Raw genomic sequence first — 22,473 nt, forward strand, 5'->3', positions numbered from 1 at the left:
GTGTCCGAGCAGAGCAGCGAGTCGTGGCCCCAGGCCACCGCCGGCCGCGGGCAGATCTCGCTCCCCGAGCGCGTCCGGTCGCCCTGGTGGGAGCTCGGACGCCGGCTGCTCGCCGCGCTCGCGATCCTGGTCGGCACGGTGTGCCTGGTCTACTTCGACCGCGACGCCTACCGCGACAACAACGACCCGGCCGGCACGGTCAGCCTGATCGACTCGATCTACTACACGACGGTGACGCTGAGCACGACCGGCTACGGCGACATCGCGCCGTACAAGGACGGCGCCAGGCTGGTCAACGCGTTCGTCATCACGCCGGCTCGCATCGGGTTCCTGGTGCTGCTGATCGGGACCACCCTCGAGGTGCTCGCCTCGCAGGGCCGCGAGATGTTCCGCGTCTCACGCTGGAGGAAGCACATGGGCCATCACGTCGTCATCGTCGGCTACGGCACCAAGGGCCGCAGCGCGGTCGAGACCCTCGTCAACAACGGCCAGGACCGCGAGTCGATCGTGGTCGTCGACCCCGGCCAGGCGGCGCTGGCCGATGCGCACGCCGACGGGCTCGCGGTCGTCACCGGCGACGCGACGCGGCGCGAGGTCCTGCGCCGGGCCGGGGCGGCCGACGCCGACCAGGTGATCATCACGACGAACCGCGACGACTCCAACGTGCTCGCGATCCTCACCGTGCGCCAGCTCAACCCCGAGGTCTACATCGTCTCCTCCGCGCGCGAGCACGAGAACGCGCCGCTGATGAAGCAGTCCGGCGCCAACTCGGTGATCACCTCCTCCGACGCGGTCGGCCGGCTGCTCGGCGTCTCGTCCATCTCGCCGACCCTCGGCTCGGTGATGGAGGACCTGCTCACCTACGGCGAGGGGCTCGAGGTCGCCGAGCGCGACCTGCTGGTCACCGAGGTCGGCAAGCAGCCGCAGTCGCTGCCCGACCAGGTGATCGCGGTGGTCCGCGACGAGAAGGTCTACCGCTACTTCGACCCGGTGGTGACCCAGCTGGCCCGCGGCGACCGGCTGGTCGTCGTACGCCCAGCGAAGGAACTGCCGTGGGCGCCCCGCCCGGGCACCCACGACGAGCAGATCTCCACCGACGAGGAGTAGGCCCCCCAAGGCCGATCCAGCGCATTCGCGCCCGTGAGGTCTTGTTCCACGCGTGAAACAAGGCCGAATCAGCGCATTCGCGCCGAATCGGCCTTGATGGCTCTGTCGAACACGTGTTCGGACCTGTGTCACCATGCAGCATGGCGGGGGGCATGGGCGGCGGCTGGGCCAGGCGCGGCAGCGGCGTGCCCCTCGCGCAGCGCGTGCGTGGTGGCGCGGCGCCGGCGCCGGAGCGACCCGGCGCCTACTGTCCTGGCCGGCACTGCTGGGTCTCCGGCGCCGTCGACGCCGAGGGCGTGAAGCGGCCGGGCCTGCTGCTCGAGTGGCGTCAGGTCGCCGGCCGATGGGAGGGGCGGGTGACCTACGTGGCGCGGCTGCGGCCGCTCGAGGCGAACGGCGGCTGGGCGGTCGTGGAGGAGTGGCTGCCGGCGGAACTGCTCACGCCGCTTTGATACCCCCGCGAGCTTCGGCCCCCAATCCGCGGCGACTGCTCGCTGCGCTCGCGGCGCCTCGCTCGCTGCACTCGCTTCGGCGCGGTCGCCGCGGCTCGGAGGCCGATCGCGGGGCGCCTCGCTTCGCTCGGAAGAGCCGGGTCGCTGCGCTCCCAACGCTTCAATTGCGCTTCAAGCCCGGCGAGCTCGGCCCCGCTCTTGTCGCCGGAAACAAGAACGGCCACCTCCTGACGGAAGTGGCCGTAAATGAGTTGAACCGCTGGAGTCTCGGGTCACCAGCGGTTCAACAAGTGGAACGTTAGACGACCGGTCGCCGCTCAGGGAAGTGCTGGAGGCCCTCTCGGACGAGAATGCCCCGAACGGACTACCCCAACCATCCGACCGGCCTACCTGACGGCGGATCAGTGCCCCGCGGGGTCTCCGAACCGCCCGGAGCGGGTGGCGTGGCGCTGCCGCTGGCGGGTCAGTCGCTGGCGGCGCAGCCGGCGTACGAGGAGCGGGTCGTGGGCCAGCGCGCCGGGCAGGTCGATGATCGCGGTGAGTGCGCGGTAGTACTCCTCGGGGCTGAGCCCCAGGCGCGCGCGGGCGGCCGCCTCCTTCGCCTCGGAGTACTTCCACCACTCCCGCTCGAAGGTGAGGATCGCGCGCTCGCGCGGGCTCAGCTCGACCATGGCGCTGATCCTCTCAAACGCCTGGGCGCCGCCCGCACCCGGGCCGCGGCGTGTGACGGCCGTCTCCCGGAGGTGGTAAAGGGTTGGTGACACGTGTCAACCCCATCCACGAATGGGCAACAGTTCGGACTAGTACGAACGGCCCATAAGGGGCCTCTGACCTGCGAAAACACAGCGTCTGTTACTGCCCTGTTGAGTTTTTCCGGACACCCCGGAGGGCATAGGTTCTCTCACGCAGCCGGACCCGTGGGGGGGTCGGCTACGACATGGGGGTTCATCACAGCAATGACGGTCTACTTCGGCACTCCGGAACGGAACACCGAGGACCCGCTGATCAGCATCGTGGTGCCCGCGCTCAACGAGGCACTCAACCTGTCGGTGGTCCTGCCGCAGCTTCCGCAGGTCCACGAGGTCATCCTCGTCGACGGCGGCTCGGTCGACGGCACGGTCATGGCGGCCCGCCGGGCCCTGCCCAGCATCGTCACGGTCCTGCAGACCCGCAAGGGCAAGGGCAACGCCCTGGCCGCCGGGTTCGCACGCGTCACCGGCGACATCGTGGTGATGTTCGACGCCGACGGCTCCGCCGACCCGGCCGAGATCGTGCGGTTCGTCGAGGCGCTCAAGGCCGGCGCCGACTTCGCCAAGGGCTCGCGGTTCACCGCGGGCGGCGGGTCCGCCGACATCACGACGGTGCGCCGCGCCGGCAACGCGTTCCTCAACGGCGTCTTCAACCTCGGGTTCCGCACCCGCTACACCGACCTCTGCTACGGCTACAACGCCTTCTGGGCCGACCTGATCCCGCTGCTCGACCTGCCGGAGCACAGCGCGCCGCCGCCGGGCAACGGCAAGATGGTCTGGGGCGACGGCTTCGAGATCGAAACGGTCATCAACTGCCGCTTCGCCGCCGCGAAGGTCTCGATCACCGAGGTGCCCTCGGTGGAGAAGCTGCGGATGTTCGGCGAGTCCAACTTGCGCGCCGTCCACGACGGCATCCGCGTGCTCCGCACGCTGTTCACCGAGTGGCGCCGGGCCAGGGGGGTGCGCCGCATGGAGCGCAAGCTCGCCGAGCCGTCGGTCGCCAAGACTGCGCCGGCCGGCACCCGCATCGCGGCCTGACCCCAGCCTCCCCGAGAAGCACCTGACGCGAGTCGTCTCGAGCCCCGGTCCTCAGGGCCGGGGCTCGAGCGTGTTCTAGACCGGGAGCCGGGTCGGACGCCGCTCGCTCGGACGCGGCAGCACGACCCCGACCGTGGGAGCGCGCCCACGCACTCGTCGACCGTCTCGCCGCCTGCCGGCGGTCACCGGCGCCCGGTCAGGCGAGCGTCGAGGCATCATCCTTTCGGTCTGTTTCTGCTGGTCAGGGCGGGTCCCGTCGCCGTCCGGACGGCGTACGGCGTCGCCGCGGAGAGCCGCTCGACCAGCCCGGACGGCTGCTAGCAGGCCGGCTGCAAAACCTGCGGTCTCAGTAGGTCGGCGCGCGCAGGACGGTCGAGAACCTCCGGATCCGGCGCGCGTTGGCACCGATTCCACAGGCGGTGATGCTTGCCAACACCTGCTCGGACGGGCATGCTGGACGAACTGAGCACTGGTCGTGGGGGCCAGAGCTCGACCGAAGGACCAGGTGGGGACCTTGTTGCTTGGGGGGAAACCGCGCACGGCGAGCTCCGTGCCGGTCAAGGTGGATCGCACGGTGGCGTCCAGCCAGCCGTCGCGGATCCACGTCGTACGGCTGCCGAAGCGAGCGGACGCGCCCGTCACCAACGTGACAGCGCTCCGGCCGAAGGCGAGCTAGGCGAACGACCGCTCGCCGTCCGGGCCCGGCCCGGACGGTGGGCGGACGCGTCCTGTCACGCCCGCCACCACCGCGGCGCCGAGCGCGACGATCGCCAGCGCGACGCCGGCGACCTCGATCGCCCGCCACAGGTCCGCGACCACCACTGACCAGACGGCCCGCGCCACGTCGCGCTGGGCGAGGTCGTCGGTGAGCAGGTCGCGGGCGGACACCACCGCCAGCGCGAGCACGGCCGTGGCGACCAGCGACGCGACGGCGAGCTTCGCGACGACGCTCGCCCGGCGGCGGGCCGGCAGGAGCGTCAGCAGCACCATCGCCGCCCACGCCAGGGGCAGCCAGAACCCCAGCGCGTCGAGCAAGTCGTAGGCGTGCCGCACCTTGCCGAGGCGGTCGCCGTCCATCACCGCGAACGACGCGTCCACCTCGGCCGCGCGCTCGGCGTCGACGAGCCCCTGGGCAGCGAGATCCTGCGCGATGGCGGCGAAGGCGGCGGCCAGGTCGATGCTCACCCGGCCCTGCGCGTCGAGCCGGGCACTCGCCCGGCCGTCGAGCACCGCGACCAGCTGCTCGTGCGCCGCGCGGTTGGCCCGCATCCACGCGTCGCGGAACGCCGGCCCGTCGACGACGTGCTGCACCACCAGGTGGACGACGGCCTCGACGCCGCGCGGCGGCGTACCCCTCCCGGCGACCAGCTGCAGCGCCTCGCGCTCGAGCTCGGTGACCGCGGCGGCCTTGACGACGTCGTCGTCGGCGAGCGGCGCGACCGTCTCGACGTAGGTGTCGGTGTCGCTCACCACGCCGTGGGTCCACACCGAGAGCAGGCCCAGGGGGAGCAGCACGGCTGCCAGGACGCCGGTCAGCGAGGCCAGTAACGAGCGAAGCACCAAAAGGACACTAGCGAGTTTCAAGTGGACCAGTGCGGCGGGTGGGACTCGTGACGTTCGTGGGGTGGCGCCGTTTTCGGAGTCGGATCCTCGATCCGTTCCCTTCCAACCCCCACATGGGAGATCCCCACCATGCACCTCAAGAAAATGCTCGGGGCCGTCATCGCCTCGGCGCTCCTCTTCACCATGCCGGTCCCGTCCGCGCACGCCGACACCTACGCACCCGACGCCGTCAACCAGGACTTCGCCGGGAGCCAGGGCGGCTGGACCTCGTCGACCGCCAGCGACGGCCTCTGCCTGCCGGTTCTGCTCTGCCCGGTCGTGAGCAACGGCTGGTCGGCGGGCGGCGCCGACGGCAACGGCTACATCCAGACGTCGTTCACCACGCTCCTCACCACTGGCGCCGGCTTCTCGACCGGTATGTGGGAGAGCCCCTCATTCGCCTACAACGGCAACGCAGGCAAGGTGCCCGGGGCGGTCCGCCTCGACCTCAACATGATGACGGACGTGACGCCCCTGCTGGTCGCGTCGCTGCTGAACTCGGCGTCCTATCGCGTCGACCTCGTGGACCAGGCGACGTCAACCGCCGTCGAGGCGACCCCGACCACGCCGATCACCAGTGATCACGGCTGGACGGCCGTCCAGTCCGCGTCGGTCAACCCGGCGCTGCTCCAGCTCGGTCACCAGTACAAGATCCGCATCACCACGACGCTCACCTCGGCGGTCGCGGCGGTGGCCAACGGTTCGGTCGGCTATGACAACGTGCGACTCACGACCGAGGCCGCCAATGGCAACGGCGGCGGCAACGGCGCCAACGGCGGCTCCGGCATCACCGACATCAAGCAGCTGCGCAAGCTCGTCAAGACCTACATCCTGCCGGGCACGATGAAGGTCCAGGGCCGGTTCCTCAAGGCGCGCCTGCGGTGCCCGGCCATCGCGTCCCCGCGTGCCTGCCAGATCCAGCTCCAGGGTCTCCAGAAGGGCCGGTTCTCCAAGCCCGCCACGGCGCGCAAGGTCGTCAAGATCAAGGCCGGCAAGCAGCGGACCGTCAAGATCCGCATCAAGCCGGCGTACGTCGCGAAGTACTCGAAGTCCAAGAAGATCTGGGTCAAGTGCATCGTGCGCGTGGGCAAGGTCCGCGTGGCCGTGCGCCAGCCGGTCAAGCTCAAGTGATCCACCAGTAGTCCCACGAGAAGGCCCCCGACCAGCCCGCTGGTCGGGGGCCTTCCCACGTCCCGACGGTGGCTGAGGTGCGAGGAGCGCCAGCGACGAGCCTCGAAGCCTCTGCGAGGAGGGCACCCGCTGCTCCACCGCTGGTTGAGGAGGTCGCGCAGCGACCGTCTCGAAACCTCCGCAACGAAGGCACCCACCCATCCAACCCGCCAACCGCAGACGTACGCCGCCGGCGTGCTGCACACTCCTGCCATGAGCTCCCCGGCACCGCAGCCCGCCGACCCGCCGCCGCCGACGGGCCTGCCGACGTCCACGGTCCCGCCGGCTGCGCCAGGCCAGCCCGCCCCCGCCGTCCCGTACGGCGGCGCGGTCACGCCGGTCGACCCGGCCACGGTGTCGGCGCCGATCACCGCCCAGGGCGTCGCGAAGGGCGTCGGTCAGGCCGCGGTCTCCTGGGGCGTGCGCGCCATCATCTTCTTCATCCTCCGAATGGTCTTCCGGGCGATCTTCCGCCGCTGACGGCCGTCCCCCCGGGCTAGGTTCGGGCCATGGACGATCAGCTCTCGAGATTCGCGCTCGTGGTCGTCGACGCCCAGCAGGGTTTCAACGACCCGTCGTGGGGGAGCCGCAACAACCCGCAGTGCGACGCGAACATCGAGGCGCTCGTCGAGGCGTGGTCCGCGGCGTCCCGGCCCCTGGTCTACGTCCGCCACGACTCCGAGAGTCCCCGGTCGCCGCTGCGTCCCTCCTCGCCGGGCAACGCGCTCAAGCCGTACCTGAGGGCCGAGCCCGACCTGCTGGTGACCAAGTCGGTGAACTCGGCCTTCCACGGGTCGCCCGACCTGCACGCGTGGCTGGTCTCGCAGCGGGTCGAGGGGATCGTGGTCTGCGGGATCACGACCAACCACTGCTGCGAGACCACGGCCCGGGTCGGCGGCAACCTGGGCCACCGCGTCCTGTTCGCCCTCGACGCCACGCACACCTTCGACCGTCGCGGTCCCGACGGTGACGTGGTGAGCGCCGACGAGCTCTCCCGCGTGACCGGGGTGAACCTGCACGGGGAGTTCGCCGAGGTCGTCCGCAGCGCCGACCTGCTCGAGGGCGTCCTCTCAGGCTGACCGCTCGCGGCGACCGACCCGGCTGGGCAGCGGGTCGGCCTCGAGGGCCGCCGCCATCTCCCCGACGGCGACCCGCAACACGGACAGCGGCCGGAGCATCAGCGTGACCTCGACGACCCGGCCCGCCGGGTCGCGGTGCTCGTCGAGCACTCCCTCGACGGTTCGTCCCCTCACCGCTCCGGAGACGAACGTCGCCCGCTCGCGACCCGCCGTCAGCTCGCGCACCGGCTCCAGCGACTCGAGCACCCTCGCGATGGTCGTGAAGAGGTGCGCGACGTCGTCACGTCCGCGGTAGTCGGCCACCGGGCTGTGGAACCGGACGTCATCGGCCAGCACGAGCTCGAGCCGATCTCGATCCGGTTGCCGCAGGAGGGCGACGAGCTCAGAGACCATGGCGCGGCCCTACCCCCCACTGCTTCGGAAGTAGAAGCAGAATTCCCGATTGCGCGCCTGTCGATCTCTTCACTAGCGTGGTGCTGAATCAGAAGCAGTCGGACGCGGTCCGAGGAGAGGATCTTCCGCATGGAGCGCACCCGTCGGTCAGCGTCGACCGTGGAGTCGGGGGAGTCCGGTCCCCGACCGGTGATCGAGGCCAACGGCGTCAACGTGATCGCGCCCGCCGAGCGCCGCGGCACTCCCTCCGACCTGTTCTGGCCCTGGTGCGCGGCGAACATCTCGGTGTTCGGGGTCAGCTGGGGCGCCTTCGTGCTCGGCTTCGGGCTGAACCTCTGGCAGGCCGTGGCCTCGGGGGCGATCGGGATCGTCGCCGGCTTCGTGCTCGTCGGCCTCGTGGCGGCCGCCGGCAAGCGCGGCTCGGCGCCCACGCTCGTGCTGTCGCGCGCGGCGTTCGGCGTCAGGGGCAACCTCCTGCCGGGGCTGGTCTCCTACCTGCTCCTGGTGGGCTGGGAGATCGTGCTCCTCGCACTGGCGACCCTGGCGACCGCCACGGTGTTCGGCCGGCTCGGGTGGGGCGACGGCACGACGACCAAGGTGGCCGCGTTCCTCGTGCTGGTCGCCGTCATCGTCGTCGCGGGCATCCGCGGGTTCGACGCGATCATGCGCCTGCAGCGCTGGCTGACGCTGCTCACCGTGGCGATCACGGTCGGCTACATCGCCCTGACGGTCGACGAGGTGGACTGGTCGGCGGCGACCGGTGGCGACGCCGCCGGCACGACGGCGTTCATCGGCGCCCTGGTCATGGTGCTCACCGGCTTCGGCATCAGCTGGGTCAACGCCGCGGCCGACTACTCGCGGTACCTCCCGAGGCACTCCTCGACCGCCGGCGTGGTCGGCTGGACGACGTTCGGCGCGAGCCTCCCCGTCGTCGTCCTGGTGGTCTACGGCCTCCTCCTGTGCGCGTCGGACCCGGCGTTCGGCGAGGCCGTCGCGGCCGACCCGGTCGGTGCCCTGACCACGGTGCTGCCGACGTGGTACCTCCTGCCCTTCGCCGTGGTGGCCGTCGGCGGACTGGTCGCCGGCGCGGTCCTCGACATCTACTCCTCGGGCCTCACCCTGCTCGCGGTCGGGCTCCCCGCCCCGCGCTGGGCGGCGGCGGCGCTCGACGGCGTGCTGATGATCCTCGGCACGATCTACGTCGTGTGGGTCGCCGACAGCTTCTTCCTGCCGTTCCAGGGCTTCCTCATCACCCTCGGCGTCCCGCTGGCCGCCTGGTGCGGCATCTTCCTCGCCGACCTCCTGCTGCGCCGGGCGCCGTACGACGAGACGAAGCTGTTCGAGCCCGATGCACCTCGTGGCTACGGGTCGGTGCGCTGGGACTCGGTCGTCCTGATGGCGGTCGGCACGGTCGTGGGCTGGGGGCTGGTGACCAACACCTACTCCGAGTCGCTGTCGTGGCAGGGCTACCTGCTCGGGCCGCTCGGGCTCGGCGGCCGCGACGGCGACTGGGCCTACTCGAGCCTGGGCGTCGTGGCCGCGCTGGTGCTCGGCTTCCTCGGCTACCTGGTCACCGGTCGGGGCGCCGTACGCCGCCAGGAGGCGCTCCCGGCCGCGTCCGTGACTCCTCGCTAGCCGCTCCTCGCGAGCGTCCGGGCCCAGCGCCTGCTCCACGCCTGCAACGGGCTGATCGCCTCGACCAGCTCCTCACCGAGCCTGGTCAGCTCGTAGCCTGCCTCGCCGTCGGCGACCAGCCCGACCTCGACCAGCTCGTTGAGCCGGGTGGTGAGGACGCTCGAGGACATCTGGTCGCACCGACGCTGCAGCTCGCGGAACCCGGCCGGCTGCTGGTGGAGCTCCCAGATCACGCGTCCTGTCCAGCGCCGCCCCAGCAGGTCCAGCGCCGCCATGAACGGCCGGCCGGTCGTGGACCCGCGGACCGGCGTGCCCGGCTTCGGCGTCGCGGTCATCTCGTGGCTCCTCCCGCTGGTCCCGGCACTTCCGAATCAGAAGCACCGTAGCGCGAGGTGCGTGCACGGCTCCGGCAACATGGGCTCTGCCTCGGATTGGCTCAGTCCGTGCAAGCGATCCCGTCACCGTCTGCGTCGAGGTCGTAAGGGTCCGATCCAGTCACGTAGATGGGTCCGTAGGCGTACTCAGGTCCGTTCCCGGATCCACCGGCGCAGTCGTAGTCCGACGCGGGCGAGAGGCACGGACGGTAGCCCGGCGTGCAGCTCTGGGTCGGCGGCGAGAACGGGCGGACAACCGACGAGACCACGACGGTGACCGTCACGCCCGGCTTGGCGAGTTCTGCGCCAGCCGGGGTTTGGCGCAGGACCACGCCGTTCTTCCCACTGCTGCGGGTCTCGGTCTTGACGGCGACCTCGAACCCGGCAGCTTGGAGCTGGCTCAGCGCCGCCGACTTGGCCAGGCCCACGACAGACGGCACCTGTGGGTAGGAGACCGCCACGACTAGGACGATGGCCGTGCCAGCCAGCAGGGACGCCCCGGCCGCCGTGCCCTGCCGGAGCACGGTGCCGGCCGGCTGCGCAGCGGGGACTTCCTTGACCTCGCGTACAACGAGCCCTGCGTTCGCGAGCGCTTGCTCGGCCTGCTCCCGAGTCAGCCCTTCCAGTTGAGGCATGACCGATCTGGGTGGCTCAGGCGTCGCCGATTCGGATGCCGCGGCGTCGCTCTCAGCTGAGGCGGCGGTCTCGCTGGCCGTGGAAGCCGATTGCGAAGCCTGGCTGGAAGCCGGTTCGGCAGGCGCCGAGTCTGGTGTCGGACTCAAGGACGGTTGCTTGCTCGTAGGGGGAGTGTCTGGCGCAGTTTCCGACGCCGCTGGCTCGGTCGGGGGGCTGTCGTCGCTGGGTAGCAGCGCGGCGCCGTAGAGCACTGCGGTCGCGACGGTCAGGCCGACACGGAGCCACGTCGCCACTGCCGGTCGACGCCACAGTCCGACCAGCCCGAACGGCAGGCAGAGGAAAAGCCCGGGGATCACGGCCCACCACGTCTGCCACCACGCGACGCCGCCAGGAGCCCGTGGCGGTCCAGCCTCCGGCCTCGGCCACGTGTGGGAGGTCCACCCGCCGCCGTCCCAGTAGCGCAGCAACTTGGGATCTGTCGGATCCGCGTACCAGTTCGGTGGTGGGCCCGGAATGCCGCCCGTTCTCCCCATGCCATTGCCTCCCTGCAACTGAGGCACGCTCGCAGACCTTCGGGATCGATGTAACCAGCATCGGACGGAGTGACCTGGAAATGACCCCGATGCATCATCGGCCCGGCGCACGAATGGGCTATGCCGCCACATGAGCGTGCTCCGGTCGGGGCAGCGGCAGCTTACGAACTGCCAGCGGTACGTGGATCCAGAGCAATCGCGAGACGGGGCAGCGCTTCATGTCGTTCAATGACGGCTCCTCATCGAGCGGGGGTCGCGTGGTCAATTTCCAGCCCTACTCACGCACGGTGCTGCGCGACCTCCGACACGCGTGGCTGCGCCGCCACCTGTGGTTCGTCATCGGAGCCATATCGATAACGGCCGGCTTCATGATCGCCATGACAGCGTTGATCACGCTGACCAGTGCCGACAACCGCGCAGGGTGGTACCTGCTCGGCATCGTTCACGCGGCGATGGTGAGCATTGTGTTGTACGGGATGCAGATCGGGTTCCTGCTCCAGGATCCCGACGGCATCCGGCAGCTCCGCGGCGCCTACGGAGAAGAAAACACCCGCACGGAGCTGCGGACGGCCAGGCGTAGACGGTTGATCTGGGGATGGGTCGACAGCATCACTCTCGAGCGGGGCGACCTCGACCACGTCGTCGTGACGCGGCGTGGGGGCGTACTCGCGATCGATTCGAAATGGCGCAACGGCGTCGACGGGGCAGACCTCCAGGCGATGGTCGCCGCTGCAGGCAAGGTCCGGCTCCGGGCCGAACACTTGACTCGCCAGCTCCTCAGCTCAGAACGAGGCGCTCGACACCGGGCGTATGGCGGATCGGTCACTGTGCGGCCTGTAGTGGTCATCTGGGGGGCAGAGCAACAACGTCTGCCGAAGGACGGTGCTTGCATCGGAGGCATCGACTTCGTGGCGGGGAGCCACCTGCGCAGGTGGCTGCGTCGGCTCGACGCGGAGCCGGTGGCCAAGGAGGCCGGTACAGAGCTCCTCGACAACCTCGACAAGTTTCGCGCCGCATCCGCGCGGACCGAGCGCGAGAGAAGGTCACTCGATTCACATCCGTGATCGGCGGGGTCAGCGCGCGGAGTTCGTAGTCTGCAGTCGTGCATGAAGACCTGCTCGCCCTCGTTGTGAATCGCAAGACCGGCGATGAGCGGTTGCGCCGGTCAGAGGACATCACTGACCACACGCTGCTCGACTTCTGGCGCTGGTCCCAGTCGGACCTCCTGAGCAACGCCACGCGGGGCATCCTCGCCGAGTACATCGTCGGCCTTGCGCTCGGCTGTGTCACAGCAACTCGTCGTGAATGGGACGCGGCCGATCTGCTGACGGACGACAACATCCGCGTCGAGGTGAAGTCGGCCGCCTATCTGCAGACCTGGACGCAGTCGGCTCTGTCCAAGATCGGCTTCGGGATCCAGCCAACTCGGGGCTGGGACGCCGGGACGAACACCGTGTCGCCTGATCTGAGGCGCCAGTCGGATGTCTACGTGTTCGCACTGCTCGAGCACCTGAGCAAAGCCACCGTCGACCCGCTCGACCTAGACCAGTGGGTCTTTTACGTGCTGCCGACAGCGACGCTCGACCGGCAGCTCGCCGCGCAGCGCAGGATCAGCCTGGCGCGGCTGTTGACCCTCGAGCCCGAGACAACTCGATTCGACGGCCTCAACACTGCGGTCACGGGTGCAGCGCTACGCGGGGGTCAAGAGGCCACCTGATCACTCCGACGGGCGGCTCGAGCATAGGGTCAGAATTGGGTCCCCGGCCCTCAAGAAAACGATGACCAGGATGACCGCTGATTCACCTGGCAGAGGCGTGGCACCCAGGCCGGGTTGATGTGGGAGCCGGCCTCAAATCTGCGGTGAGGCTGGTGGGCGATACTGGGTTTGAACCAGTGACCTCTTCCGTGTCAGGGAAGCGCGCTACCGCTGCGCCAATCGCCCGTTGTGGAGTTGTTTCGAGGTGGGTACGGGATTTGAACCCGTGTAAACGGATTTGCAGTCCGTTGCCTCGCCTCTCGGCCAACCCACCGTTGGATGGGTCCGCCGAGACCCGCTCCGAGCGGACGACGAGGCTCGAACTCGCGACCTCAACCTTGGCAAGGTTGCGCTCTACCAACTGAGCTACGTCCGCCTGCCTCCGGCGACCGGTCTCCCGGCGTCGAAGTGCGTCAGAACCTTAGCCGATGCTCTCCGGCGTACAAACTTGGCACGCGGTTCGGGCGGGTTGGGTGCCTCGGCTGCGGAGGCTTCGAGGCTCGTCGCTGGCGCTCCTCGCACCTCAACCACCGTGGAGAGGGCCGGTGGAAGGATGTGCTGCGTGCGCGCGTGGGTGAACGGCAAGATCCTCGACGACCCGGCGGGGCCGGCGGTGGCGGTGAGCGACCACGGGCTGACGGTGGGGGACGGTGTCTTCGAGGCGGTCAAGGCCGTCAACGGACGGCCGTTCGCGCTGGAGCGGCACCTGGAGCGTCTGACGTCGAGCGCGGAGGGCCTGGGTCTGCCGACGCCCGACCTGGACGACGTACGCCGCGGTGTGCGAGCGGTGCTCGAGGGAACGACCGATCCGCTGACGCGGATCCGGATCACCTACACGGGTGGGCCGGCGCCGCTGGGGAGCGGGCGGGGCGATGGCGAGCCGACGCTGGTCGTGGTCGCCGCGCCGCTGCCGGAGGCGGCCGAGAGCAGCCGGGTCGCGACGGTGCCGTGGCCGCGCAACGAGCGGGGGGCACTGGCCGGGCTCAAGACCACGTCGTACGGCGAGAACGTCGTGATGCTCGCCCACGCCCAGGCGAGGGGAGCGGGGGAGGCGGTGATGGCCAACCTCGCGGGGCACCTCTGCGAGGGGACCGGCTCCAACGTGTTCTACGTCATCGACGGCGAGCTGCGGACGCCGTCGCTGGGGAGCGGCTGCCTGGCGGGGGTGACCAGGGCGCTCGTGCTGGAGTGGTACGGCGGCCGGGAGGTCGACGAGCCGATCGAGGTGATTCACGAGGCGAGCGAGGTGTTCCTCGCCTCGACCACCCGCGACGTGCAGCCCGTGAGCCACTGGGACGACCTCGAGCTGCCGGTGCCGGGGCCGATCACGAAGGCTGCCCACGAGGCCTGGCGCGAGCGCGAGGACACGATGCTGGAAGCTCTCACCTGATGGGCTAGCATCAGCGGCTGCAAAGCAGGGGCGATTGGCGCAGTGGTAGCGCGCTTCGTTCACACCGAAGAGGTCACTGGTTCGAACCCAGTATCGCCCACCCATCCCGGTCCATACGGCCCGGCCGCGTCCATAACCTCCTGACGCCGCCTGCGTTGGCTCTGACAGGTGCCCGACGAGGTCCGACGAGCGCCCTCGGCGCTCCCTCGTGGACCCTGGAGGTGCTTCGTGCGCGTACGCGACGCAGTTCCGGTCATCCTGGTCCTGGCACTGAGCCCGTGCGCCCCGGTTCCGGCGGACGCGGCCGCTCACCGGCCCCTTGTCCTCGCCCAGCCCGCCGTCAAGGGCGAGCACGCCCAGCTCACGGGGCGCGTGGCGATGAAGGCGACGAAGGTCGTCATCCAGCGCAAGGCCGGCAAGAGGTGGAAGAAGGTGCGCGCCGTGAAGGTGCGCCACCACTCGTTCAAGACCAAGCTGCCACTTCTCGACCAGCCCCAGAAGATCCGCGCCGTGGTGGGCAAGGCCAGGAGCAAGCCGCGCACGCTGCCGGCGCTCGCGCCGTCGGACGCGTGCGGCCCGCAGCCGCTGAAGGCCGACGGCACCCGGTGGTCGTGCACCTTCAACGACGACTTCGCGGGGTCCGCCCTGGACCGCACGAAGTGGGTGCCGCAGACCATCTTCTCCAGCGGCAACTTCCTCGTGGGCCCCTACGCCTGCTACTACGACGACCCGTCGCTCATCTCGGTCAGCGGTGGGGCGCTGCACCTCACGGTGCGCGGGCTGGCACCGCCCCGGCAGTGCATGGAGGTGGTCCCGCTGCTCCCGACGTCGTACGGCGCGGGGATGGTCAGCACCTACCACCTGTTCAGCCAGCAGTACGGGCGGTTCGAGGCTCGCTTCCGCACGACCAGGACGGACAAGCCCGGGCTGCAGGAGTCCTGGTGGCTGTGGCCCGACGACCGCGAGGGCATCCTCGCCTCGTGGCCGCTCGCCGGTGAGATCGACATCGTCGAGACCTACTCGAAGTACCCCGGGCTCGGCATCCCCTTCCTCCACTACACCGGCAACGACAACGGGGGCCCGGTGCCGGGCCTGAACACCTCCTGGGACTGCGAGGCACGGCGGGGGGTGTTCAACACCTACACGCTGGTGTGGACGGCCACCTCACTCGAGGCGTTCGTCAACGGCGAGAGCTGCCTGCTCAACACCTCGGGCAACACCGCGTTCATGAAGAAGTACATCCTCAACCTCACCCAGGCGCTCGGCACCGGTGACAACAGCTACACCGGCACCGCGCCGCTGCCGGCAACGATGGACGTCGACTACGTCAAGGTCTGGCAGTAGGGCGCAGTCGCGGCGCCCTCAGTAGCCGTTCGAGTCCGGCAGCCCGTAGCTGGCGTAGTACCAGACCGCCGAGGTCAGGACGACCGCGACGAACAGCGTGAACAGCAGGCCGCCGGCCATCGGGAGGAACCAGCCCGGAGCGCGCTTCGAGCGGACCGCCACGACCTTCACGAACGCCGCTCCGAAGACCGTGCAGCCGAGCACGCCGTGCACGACCGTGCGCAGCCCGACCTTCTCGCCATCGGGGAGGTGGCCGTACTCCAGGCCGAGTGCCCAGAGGCAGTGGTAGGCGACGAAGACCGCCAGCAGCAGCGCGAGCGTGCCCGAGGCGCGGTGCGCGGTGCCGAGCCAGGGCGGCGCAATGACGGGCACCTTGCCGTAGAGCACGAGCGCGCCGAGGACCTGCAACAGCGCCAGCACGCCGATGGCGGTGGTGACCACCACCTTCATCTGGATCACGGTGTGGAAGCCGAGTGTCGTCGTAGCGTCGAGCGTCGGGCCGTGCACCCGCCCGAACACGCCGATCAGCACGGCGACCGCCGCGCCGGCCGCGAACGCCGCCAGCGGGACCGCCATCCGCCTGCCCGCCGCGGCTGCGCCGTCCGTCATGGGCCGAGCATGTCGCCGGGCGGCGCGTTTGGGAACACCGTCGCCGTCGACGCGGCACACCACCGGCACACCAGCGGCAAACCAGTGGCCGGGAGCCCGGGGACCGTCGTTACGATCGACCGCATGTCCGACCTCAAGATCGCCCTCGTCCGCGCTGGTCAGCGTGAGGACGTGGCGGTCACGACGGGCACCAAGGCGTGGGAGCCGTTCAAGGACGACGCCGACGTCATCGCGGCGCGGGTGAACGGCGCGCTCAAGGACCTCTCCTACGAGCTCCAGGACGGCGACGAGGTCGAGGGCGTCGCGATCGACAGCCCCGACGGGCACGACATACTGCGGCACTCGACCGCGCACGTGATGGCGCAGGCGGTCCAGGACCTCTTCCCGGAGGCGAAGCTCGGCATCGGCCCCCCGATCCGCGACGGCTTCTACTACGACTTCGACGTCGAGACGCCGTTCGTGCCCGAGGACCTCGAGAAGATCGAGACCCGGATGCGCAAGATCATCAAGGAGGGCCAGCGGTTCTCCCGACGGGTCACCACCGACGCGGACGCACTGCGCGAGCTCCAGGACGAGCCCTACAAGATCGAGCTCATCGGGCTCAAGGGCGCGGGCATGGCCGAGGACGCCGCCCAGGAGATAGCAGAGGGAGCGTCGGCGGAGGTCGGGGCCGGCGAGCTGACGATCTACGACAACATCCGCCGCGACGGCGAGGTCGCGTGGGGCGACCTGTGCCGCGGGCCGCACCTGCCCACCACCAAGCGGATCCCGGCGTTCAAGCTGATGCGCACCGCCGCGGCGTACTGGCGCGGCGACGAGAGCAACAAGCAGCTCCAGCGCATCTACGGCACCGCCTGGGAGTCGAAGGAGGCGCTCGAGGCGCACCTGCACCGGCTCGAGGAGGCCGAGCGCCGCGACCACCGCAAGCTCGGGCGCGACCTCGACCTCTACTCCTTCCCCGACGAGCTCGGCTCGGGCCTGGTGGTCTTCCACCCCAAGGGCGGCGTCATCAAGCGGGTGATGGAGGACTACGTCCGGCAGCGGCACATCGAGGAGGGCTTCCAGTACGTCGGCACCCCCCACATCACCAAGGAGGGGTTGTTCCACACCTCCGGGCACCTGCCGTACTTCGAGGACACGATGTTCCCGCCGATGGAGCTGGAGAACAGCCGGTACTTCCTCAAGGCCATGAACTGCCCGATGCACAACCTGATCTACCGCTCCCGCGGGCGTTCCTACCGCGAGCTGCCGCTGCGGCTCTTCGAGTTCGGCGGCGTCTACCGCTACGAGAAGTCCGGCGTCGTGCACGGCCTGACCCGCGTGCGCGGCATGACCCAGGACGACTCGCACTCCTACTGCATGCCCGAGCAGGCCGGCGACGAGATCAAGCACCTGCTCGGCTTCTGCCTGAGCCTGCTCCGCGACTTCGGGATCGACGACTTCTACCTCGAGCTGTCGACCCGCGACGACGCCAACGACAAGTTCATGGGCTCCGACGAGCAGTGGGAGACCGCCACCCGCATCCTCGAGGACGCCGCGCACGAGACCGGGCTCGAGCTGGTGCCCGACCCGGGCGGCGCGGCGTTCTACGGGCCGAAGATCTCGGTGCAGGCCAAGGACGCCATCGGCCGCACCTGGCAGCTCTCCACGATCCAGTACGACTTCAACCAGCCGGCCGGCTTCGGGCTGGAGTACCAAGCCCCCGACGGGTCGCGCCAGCAGCCGGTGATGATCCACTCCGCGAAGTTCGGCTCGCTCGAGCGGTTCTACGGCGTGCTGGTCGAGCACTACGCCGGCGCGTTCCCGCCCTGGCTGTCGCCGGTGCAGGTCCAGGGGATCCCGATCGCCGAGCGGCACGTCGACTACCTGTACGACGTTGCGCGGCGGCTCACCAAGGCGGGCATCCGCGTCGAGGTCGACGAGTCCGGCGACCGGATGCAGAAGAAGATCCGCAACGCCCAGCTCCAGAAGGTGCCGTTCATGATGATCGCGGGAGACGACGACGTGGCCGCCGGTGCGGTCTCGTTCCGCTACCGCGACGGGCACCAGGACAACGGCGTGTCGATCGAGGACGCCATCGCCCGGGTCGTTGCCGCCGTGGAGTCGCGCGAGCAGGTCTGAGCCGTGCCCGAGGACTTCTTCGGCGAGCCTGTCGCGGCGTCGTACGACGACGACACCGACGTCCGGTTCGGCGAGCGGCACCTGGCGCTCGAGTCGGCGTTCCTCGCCGGCCTGGCGGGGGACCGGGGACGGGCGCTCGAGCTCGCCATCGGCACCGGCCGGGTGGCGCTCCCGCTGGCGGCCCGCGGCGTCGAGGTGCGCGGCATCGACCTGTCGGAGGCGATGGTCTCGCAGCTGCGGGCGAAGCCGGGCGGGGCCGACCTGCCGGTGACCATCGGCGACTTCAGCACCGCCGACGCGGGGGCGCGCGACCTCGACCTCGTCTACCTGGTCTTCAACACCATCGGCAACGTCGCCAGCCAGGACGCCCAGGTCGCCACGTTCGCGAACGCCGCCCGCCACCTGCGCACCGGCGGCTGCTTCGTCGTCGAGACCGGGGTGCCCGGCGTCCTGGCCGCGCAGCACGACCACCGCTACCGCGTGTTCCACCACGCCGACGAGCACCACGGCATCGACGAGTACGACCCGGTCACCCAGCTGATGTGGTCGCACCACTACACGCGCACCGACGACGGCACCTACCGGCGCAACAGCGTGCCGTTCCGCTACGCGTGGCCGGCGGAGCTCGACCTGATGGCGCGGCTGGCGGGGATGCGACTGCGCGAGCGGTGGGCGTGGTGGGACCGCTCGCCGTTCACCGCCGCCAGCCCCTCGCACGTCTCGGTGTGGGAGAAGGAGTGAGGCGCGCGGCGCTCGCCGCGGTCGTGGTGCTGCTCGCCGGGTGCGGCGGCGGCCCTGTGGGGGACGACGGCGCGCGTACGTCGAAGCCGACCGCGTCGGCGCCGACCGCCCCCGCCGTCGACGAGGCCGAGCTCGCGCGGCTGAAGGAGCTGACCGCGCTCGCGCTGCGCGCCCAGGAGGCCGCCGCGGAGCTGAACGCCGCCGGCGGGCTGGTGCCGCCGCAGGAGGGGCCGGTGCTCGGCGCGGACGTCAGCTGGCCGCAGTGCCCGCCGGGGATGGGCATCCCCCACAAGGAGTCGTCCGGCCAGCCGATGCCGCTGGAGGGCCCGGGGGAGACCGAGTACCTCATCCTCGGCCTCACCAACGGGCCGGGCTTCCACCCGAACCCCTGCCTGGCCGACCAGGTCGCCTACGCGCGCGAGCGCGGGCTGCTCGTGGCGGCGTACTCCGTGATCAGCTGGCCCGACGAGGCGGCCCAGGCGACGTACGGCGGACTGCAGGAGGCCGGCCAGGCGCAGGCGGAGTTCAACCTGCGCACCATGAAAGCCGCCGGTCTCGACTCGCCGATCATCTGGCTCGACGTCGAGCAGGTCCCGTTCTACGAGTGGTCGACGAGCACGGCTGCGAACGCCGAGGTGGTGCTGGGGGCGGCGCGCGGGTACGCCGAGGCGGGCTACCGGGTCGGCGTCTACTCGACGCCGGCGATCTGGGCGGGCCTCGTCGGCGACCTCAGCCTGGGTGTGCCCGAGTGGCGGGCGGCCGGGCAGACCTCCCGGGAGGAGGCGCTGACCCGCTGCGGCAGCGATTGGCTGATCCAGGGCGGGATCGCCGCGCTCGCGCAGTGGGTCGAGGACGGCCGTGATCGCAACATCACGTGTCCGGGGACGGAGTCCGAGCTGGGGGACTACTTCCGGAACCTGTAGGGCGAGGTGTGCGTACGGCCGTGGCCCGGCGGGCGCCTTCCTTGCGGGGATCTCGACAGGCTCGATCCGCGGGGGTCCGGCGGGTGCCTTCCTTGCGGGGATCTCGACAGGCTCGATCAGCGGTGGTGGAGCGGGTGCCTTCCCTGCGGGGATCTCGACAGGCTCGATCCGCGGGGGTCCGGCGGGTGCCTTCCTTGCGGGGATCTCGACAGGCTCGATCAGCGGTGGTGGAGCGGGTGCCTTCCCTGCGGGGATCTCGACAGGCTCGATCCGCGGGGGTCCGGCGGGTGCCTTCCTTGCGAGGATCTCGACAGGCTCGATCCGCGGTGGTGGAGCGGGTGCCTTCCTTGCGGTGGTTTCGAGACGGTCGCTAGCGCGACCTCCTCAACCAGCGGGGGGAGCGGGTGCCTTCCTTGCGGTGGCCTCGAGGCTCGTCGCTGGGGCTCCTCGCAGCTCAGCCGCCGTCGTGATGTGACGTCGTGTCGCGTGTATCCCTTGACAATGCGACACGGTGTCGCAGTAATAGGGGGATGACCGCGACCTCTCATCGGGTGAGCTATCACGACACGCTGCGGACGCTCAGCGAGGCGTCGGTGGAGCAGCACTTCGACGCGTTCGTCGACATCGCGTGGGACGACCCGGCGTACGCCGTCGACCCGCGCGACGAGCGGTGGGTGCTGCCGCAGGCCGACGTGCTGGGCAGCACGGAGTGGTACCGGTCGCTGCCGCTGGAGCGGCAGATCGAGGTCGGGCTCTACCGGCAGGCGAACGTCACCAAGGTCGGGCTGCAGTTCGAGCAGGTGCTCATCGCGGGGCTGATGAACTTCGCGTTCGCGCTGCCGAACGGCAGCCCCGAGTTCCGCTACGCGACGCACGAGGCGACCGAGGAGTGCCACCACACGCAGATGTTCCAGGAGTTCGTGAACCGCGCCGGGGTCGACGTCGCGGGGGCGCCACGGCTGTTCCGGGCGCTGGGACCGTTCCTGCCGCTGGCCGCCCGGCGGGTGCCGGTCGGGTTCTTCATCGGGGTGCTGGCCGGCGAGGAGCCGATCGACCACGTGCAGAAGGCGATCCTCCGCTCCGGCAACGAGATCCACCCGCTGCTGGGCCGCATCATGCAGATCCACGTCGCCGAGGAGGCGCGGCACATCGGGTTCGCGCACCAGTACGTCGAGCACCGTGCGCCGCGGCTCAGACGCCACCAGCGGTTCGTGCTGGCGCTGGCGTTCCCGGTCATCATGCGGTGGCTGGCCGACGCGATCCTGGTGCCGAGCCGCCAGGCGCGGCGCGACATGGGCATCCCGCGGTCGGTCGTCCGGGAGGTCTACTGGCGCCGTCCGGAGTCGCGGCAGATGCTGCGCGACCTGTTCGCCGACGTCCGGATGCTCGCCGAGCGCGCCGGCCTCGTGAACCGCGCGTCCCGCGTGCTCTGGAAGCTGCTGAAGATCGAGGGCCGGCCCTCCCGGTTCCGTAGCCAGCCGTCGTCCGCCGCCGCCTGAGCGATGCCGTACGTCGTCACGCAGTCGTGCTGCAGCGACGCGTCGTGCGTGGTCGCGTGTCCGGTCAACTGCATCCACCCCGCGCCGGGCGAGCCGGGGTTCGGCCAGGCGGAGATGCTCCACATCGACGCCTCGACCTGCGTGGGCTGCGGCGCGTGCGTCACCGCGTGCCCGGCCGGCGCGATCGTGCCGGACGTCGTGCTCTCCGAGGAGGAGCGGCCGTTCGAGGCGCTGGCGGCGGAGTACTACGACACGTTCCCGCACGCCGACCGCACCCCGGTGGCGCTCGTGCCGCGGCAGCGGCGGCTCCGGCGCCGGGGTCCGTTCCGGGTGGCGGTGGTGGGCGCCGGTCCCTCGGGGCTCTACGCCGCCGACGAGCTGCTCAAGCACCCCGAGGTCGCCGTCGACGTGATCGACCGGCGCGAGGCGCCGCACGGCCTGGTCCGCTACGGCGTCGCGCCCGACCACGAGCGGACCCGCGAGGTGGCTCGGCTGCTCGAGGCGATCGCGCGGCAGCCCGGCTTCCGCTACCGGCTCGGGCTCGACGTCGGGCGCGACGTGTCGCACGAGCAGCTGGCCGGGGAGTACGACGCCGTCGTCCACGCGACCGGCGCCAGCGCCGACCGTCGCCTGGACGTCCCCGGAGCGGACCTGCCGGGCGTGGTCGGCGCGACCGCGCTCGCGCGGTGGTCGAACGGCGACCCCGACCTCCCCGACCTCGAGCTGCCTCCAGCCGGCAGCCGCGTCGTGGTGGTCGGCGCGGGCAACGTCGCGCTCGACATGGCGCGCCTGCTAACCGGCCCGCTCGTGGGCGCCCGCCAGGTGGTCGTGCTCGGCCGACGGGGCGCCGACGTCGCGGCGTTCACGACGCCGGAGCTGATCGGTCTCGCCGGCCTGCGCGACGTCGACGTCCTCCTCGACGGCGACCCGCCCGCGGGCACCGGCGTCCGCGCACGGCTGCTGGCCGACCTGGCCCGGCGCGTGCCTCGCGAGGGACGGCCGCGGATCGTGCTCAAGTTCCACGCACCGGTCGCCGAGGTGGTCGGCACCACGCGTGCGTCCGGCGTACGCCTCGCCGACGGCACCGCCCTCGACGCCGACCTCGTCGTCACCGCGATCGGCCACGAGTGGACGACCGTCGAGCACGACCGCGGGCGGGTGCGGCCGGGCCTCTACGTCGTGGGCTGGGCGAAGCGCGGACCGAGCGGGTTCATCGGCACCAACAAGTCGTGCGCCGAGGAGACCGTGGCGATGCTGCTGGACGACCTCGACGCCGGGGTGCCGGAGCGCCGGCGGGACGCGGTGTCACGGATACGCTGACC

At 70.6% G+C, this 22,473-nt stretch carries 23 protein-coding genes, 4 tRNA genes and 1 pseudogene; 18 read left to right on the forward strand and 10 right to left on the reverse strand.

Annotated elements, in window-relative coordinates; all coding sequences use genetic code 11:
• The gene (locus tag G514_RS0111720; protein WP_028651896.1) at positions 1-1,107 is read left to right on the forward strand and encodes a potassium channel family protein; all 1,107 of its coding nucleotides are present in this window, start codon (positions 1-3) and stop codon (positions 1,105-1,107) included.
• 140 nt (positions 1,108-1,247) lie between these two features.
• Positions 1,248-1,559 (forward strand): hypothetical protein, encoded by a 312-nt coding sequence (locus G514_RS26400; RefSeq protein WP_245582179.1) that lies wholly within the window; start codon positions 1,248-1,250, stop codon positions 1,557-1,559.
• Between the two features lie 401 nt (positions 1,560-1,960).
• On the opposite strand, the gene G514_RS0111730 is transcribed toward G514_RS26400, so the two are convergent.
• Positions 1,961-2,230: a DUF3263 domain-containing protein gene (locus tag G514_RS0111730; protein ID WP_051247384.1), complete on the reverse strand. Its 270-nt coding sequence runs from the start codon at positions 2,228-2,230 to the stop codon at positions 1,961-1,963.
• Between the two features lie 285 nt (positions 2,231-2,515).
• Here G514_RS0111730 and G514_RS26405 point away from each other — a divergent pair, with 285 nt between their 5' ends.
• Positions 2,516-3,346 (forward strand): glycosyltransferase family 2 protein, encoded by an 831-nt coding sequence (locus tag G514_RS26405; protein WP_084152061.1) that lies wholly within the window; start codon positions 2,516-2,518, stop codon positions 3,344-3,346.
• A gap of 672 nt (positions 3,347-4,018) precedes the next feature.
• On the opposite strand, the gene G514_RS0111745 is transcribed toward G514_RS26405, so the two are convergent.
• Entirely contained in the window at positions 4,019-4,906 is an 888-nt protein-coding gene (locus G514_RS0111745; RefSeq protein WP_157544755.1) for a hypothetical protein, read from the reverse strand.
• 132 nt (positions 4,907-5,038) lie between these two features.
• On the opposite strand from G514_RS0111745, the gene G514_RS30685 reads away from it, so the two are divergent.
• From G514_RS30685 to G514_RS0111760, 3 genes are all read left to right on the forward strand, one after another.
• Positions 5,039-6,079 carry a hypothetical protein gene (locus G514_RS30685; RefSeq protein WP_169576415.1) on the forward strand — a complete coding sequence of 347 codons (1,041 nt, stop codon included), beginning with the start codon at positions 5,039-5,041 and terminating at the stop codon, positions 6,077-6,079.
• A 252-nt stretch (positions 6,080-6,331) separates the two neighbouring features.
• A complete protein-coding gene (locus G514_RS0111755) occupies positions 6,332-6,598 on the forward strand; it encodes a hypothetical protein (RefSeq protein ID WP_028651900.1) in 267 nt (88 codons plus the stop codon).
• A gap of 29 nt (positions 6,599-6,627) precedes the next feature.
• Complete coding sequence (locus G514_RS0111760; protein ID WP_028651901.1) at positions 6,628-7,197, forward strand: cysteine hydrolase family protein; 570 nt, start codon at positions 6,628-6,630, stop codon at positions 7,195-7,197.
• Here G514_RS0111760 and G514_RS29225 read toward each other — a convergent pair.
• On the reverse strand, positions 7,189-7,590 hold the full coding sequence (locus G514_RS29225; protein WP_051247385.1) for a nuclear transport factor 2 family protein: 402 nt from the start codon (positions 7,588-7,590) through the stop codon (positions 7,189-7,191). The genes G514_RS0111760 and G514_RS29225 overlap by 9 nt on opposite strands.
• Before the next feature lie 129 nt (positions 7,591-7,719).
• Here G514_RS29225 and G514_RS0111770 point away from each other — a divergent pair, with 129 nt between their 5' ends.
• Positions 7,720-9,225, forward strand: coding sequence for a purine-cytosine permease family protein (locus G514_RS0111770; protein ID WP_051247386.1), 1,506 nt, complete (start codon positions 7,720-7,722; stop codon positions 9,223-9,225).
• Here the strand turns inward: G514_RS0111770 and G514_RS0111775 are convergent.
• The gene (locus G514_RS0111775) at positions 9,222-9,560 is read right to left on the reverse strand and encodes a winged helix-turn-helix transcriptional regulator (protein ID WP_028651903.1); all 339 of its coding nucleotides are present in this window, start codon (positions 9,558-9,560) and stop codon (positions 9,222-9,224) included. The genes G514_RS0111770 and G514_RS0111775 overlap by 4 nt on opposite strands.
• Before the next feature lie 101 nt (positions 9,561-9,661).
• Positions 9,662-10,234, reverse strand: coding sequence for a PASTA domain-containing protein (locus G514_RS31140; protein ID WP_245582180.1), 573 nt, complete (start codon positions 10,232-10,234; stop codon positions 9,662-9,664).
• Between G514_RS31140 and G514_RS31145 the strand changes: the two genes are divergently transcribed.
• Positions 10,233-10,481, forward strand: coding sequence for a hypothetical protein (locus tag G514_RS31145; protein ID WP_245582181.1), 249 nt, complete (start codon positions 10,233-10,235; stop codon positions 10,479-10,481). The genes G514_RS31140 and G514_RS31145 overlap by 2 nt on opposite strands.
• Positions 10,482-10,648: 167 nt before the next feature.
• Here G514_RS31145 and G514_RS31370 read toward each other — a convergent pair.
• A pseudogene (locus tag G514_RS31370) lies at positions 10,649-10,900 on the reverse strand (DUF2510 domain-containing protein); the annotation flags it as partial.
• Positions 10,901-10,986: 86 nt separating this feature from the next.
• Here G514_RS31370 and G514_RS0111785 point away from each other — a divergent pair.
• The gene (locus tag G514_RS0111785; RefSeq protein WP_157544756.1) at positions 10,987-11,832 is read left to right on the forward strand and encodes an NERD domain-containing protein; all 846 of its coding nucleotides are present in this window, start codon (positions 10,987-10,989) and stop codon (positions 11,830-11,832) included.
• Positions 11,833-11,870: 38 nt separating this feature from the next.
• On the forward strand, positions 11,871-12,485 hold the full coding sequence (locus G514_RS26415; RefSeq protein WP_036564621.1) for a hypothetical protein: 615 nt from the start codon (positions 11,871-11,873) through the stop codon (positions 12,483-12,485).
• Positions 12,486-12,635: 150 nt separating this feature from the next.
• Here the strand turns inward: G514_RS26415 and G514_RS0111795 are convergent.
• The 3 genes from G514_RS0111795 to G514_RS0111805 form a co-directional block, all read right to left on the reverse strand.
• Positions 12,636-12,710 (reverse strand) — tRNA-Val (locus G514_RS0111795).
• 17 nt (positions 12,711-12,727) lie between these two features.
• Positions 12,728-12,798 (reverse strand) — tRNA-Cys (locus G514_RS0111800).
• A 29-nt stretch (positions 12,799-12,827) separates the two neighbouring features.
• Positions 12,828-12,900, reverse strand: a tRNA-Gly gene (locus G514_RS0111805).
• A gap of 186 nt (positions 12,901-13,086) precedes the next feature.
• On the opposite strand from G514_RS0111805, the gene G514_RS0111810 reads away from it, so the two are divergent.
• The 3 genes from G514_RS0111810 to G514_RS0111820 all read left to right on the forward strand — a co-directional run bounded on the left by G514_RS0111810 (position 13,087) and on the right by G514_RS0111820 (position 15,258).
• On the forward strand, positions 13,087-13,914 hold the full coding sequence (locus G514_RS0111810; RefSeq protein ID WP_028651906.1) for an aminotransferase class IV: 828 nt from the start codon (positions 13,087-13,089) through the stop codon (positions 13,912-13,914).
• Between the two features lie 28 nt (positions 13,915-13,942).
• Positions 13,943-14,014: transfer RNA gene (locus G514_RS0111815), tRNA-Val, on the forward strand.
• Between the two features lie 128 nt (positions 14,015-14,142).
• On the forward strand, positions 14,143-15,258 hold the full coding sequence (locus G514_RS0111820) for a glycoside hydrolase family 16 protein (protein WP_028651907.1): 1,116 nt from the start codon (positions 14,143-14,145) through the stop codon (positions 15,256-15,258).
• Between the two features lie 18 nt (positions 15,259-15,276).
• On the opposite strand, the gene G514_RS0111825 is transcribed toward G514_RS0111820, so the two are convergent.
• Positions 15,277-15,867, reverse strand: coding sequence for a DUF6529 family protein (locus G514_RS0111825; protein WP_028651908.1), 591 nt, complete (start codon positions 15,865-15,867; stop codon positions 15,277-15,279).
• A 123-nt stretch (positions 15,868-15,990) separates the two neighbouring features.
• On the opposite strand from G514_RS0111825, the gene thrS reads away from it, so the two are divergent.
• The 5 genes from thrS to G514_RS26425 all read left to right on the forward strand — a co-directional run bounded on the left by thrS (position 15,991) and on the right by G514_RS26425 (position 22,471).
• Positions 15,991-17,988 (forward strand): threonine--tRNA ligase, encoded by a 1,998-nt coding sequence (thrS, locus tag G514_RS0111830; protein ID WP_028651909.1) that lies wholly within the window; start codon positions 15,991-15,993, stop codon positions 17,986-17,988.
• 3 nt (positions 17,989-17,991) lie between these two features.
• Positions 17,992-18,729: a class I SAM-dependent DNA methyltransferase gene (locus tag G514_RS0111835; protein WP_028651910.1), complete on the forward strand. Its 738-nt coding sequence runs from the start codon at positions 17,992-17,994 to the stop codon at positions 18,727-18,729.
• Positions 18,726-19,652, forward strand: coding sequence for a glycoside hydrolase family 25 domain-containing protein (locus tag G514_RS26420; RefSeq protein ID WP_051247388.1), 927 nt, complete (start codon positions 18,726-18,728; stop codon positions 19,650-19,652). Before G514_RS0111835 ends, G514_RS26420 begins: the two co-directional genes overlap by 4 nt.
• A 551-nt stretch (positions 19,653-20,203) precedes the next feature.
• Positions 20,204-21,151, forward strand: coding sequence for an AurF N-oxygenase family protein (locus G514_RS0111845; protein ID WP_245582182.1), 948 nt, complete (start codon positions 20,204-20,206; stop codon positions 21,149-21,151).
• 48 nt (positions 21,152-21,199) lie between these two features.
• Complete coding sequence (locus G514_RS26425; RefSeq protein ID WP_245582183.1) at positions 21,200-22,471, forward strand: FAD-dependent oxidoreductase; 1,272 nt, start codon at positions 21,200-21,202, stop codon at positions 22,469-22,471.
• Positions 22,472-22,473 lie beyond the last annotated feature (2 nt).

This window comes from Nocardioides halotolerans DSM 19273, assembly GCF_000422805.1.
Lineage (GTDB): Bacteria > Actinomycetota > Actinomycetes > Propionibacteriales > Nocardioidaceae > Nocardioides > Nocardioides halotolerans.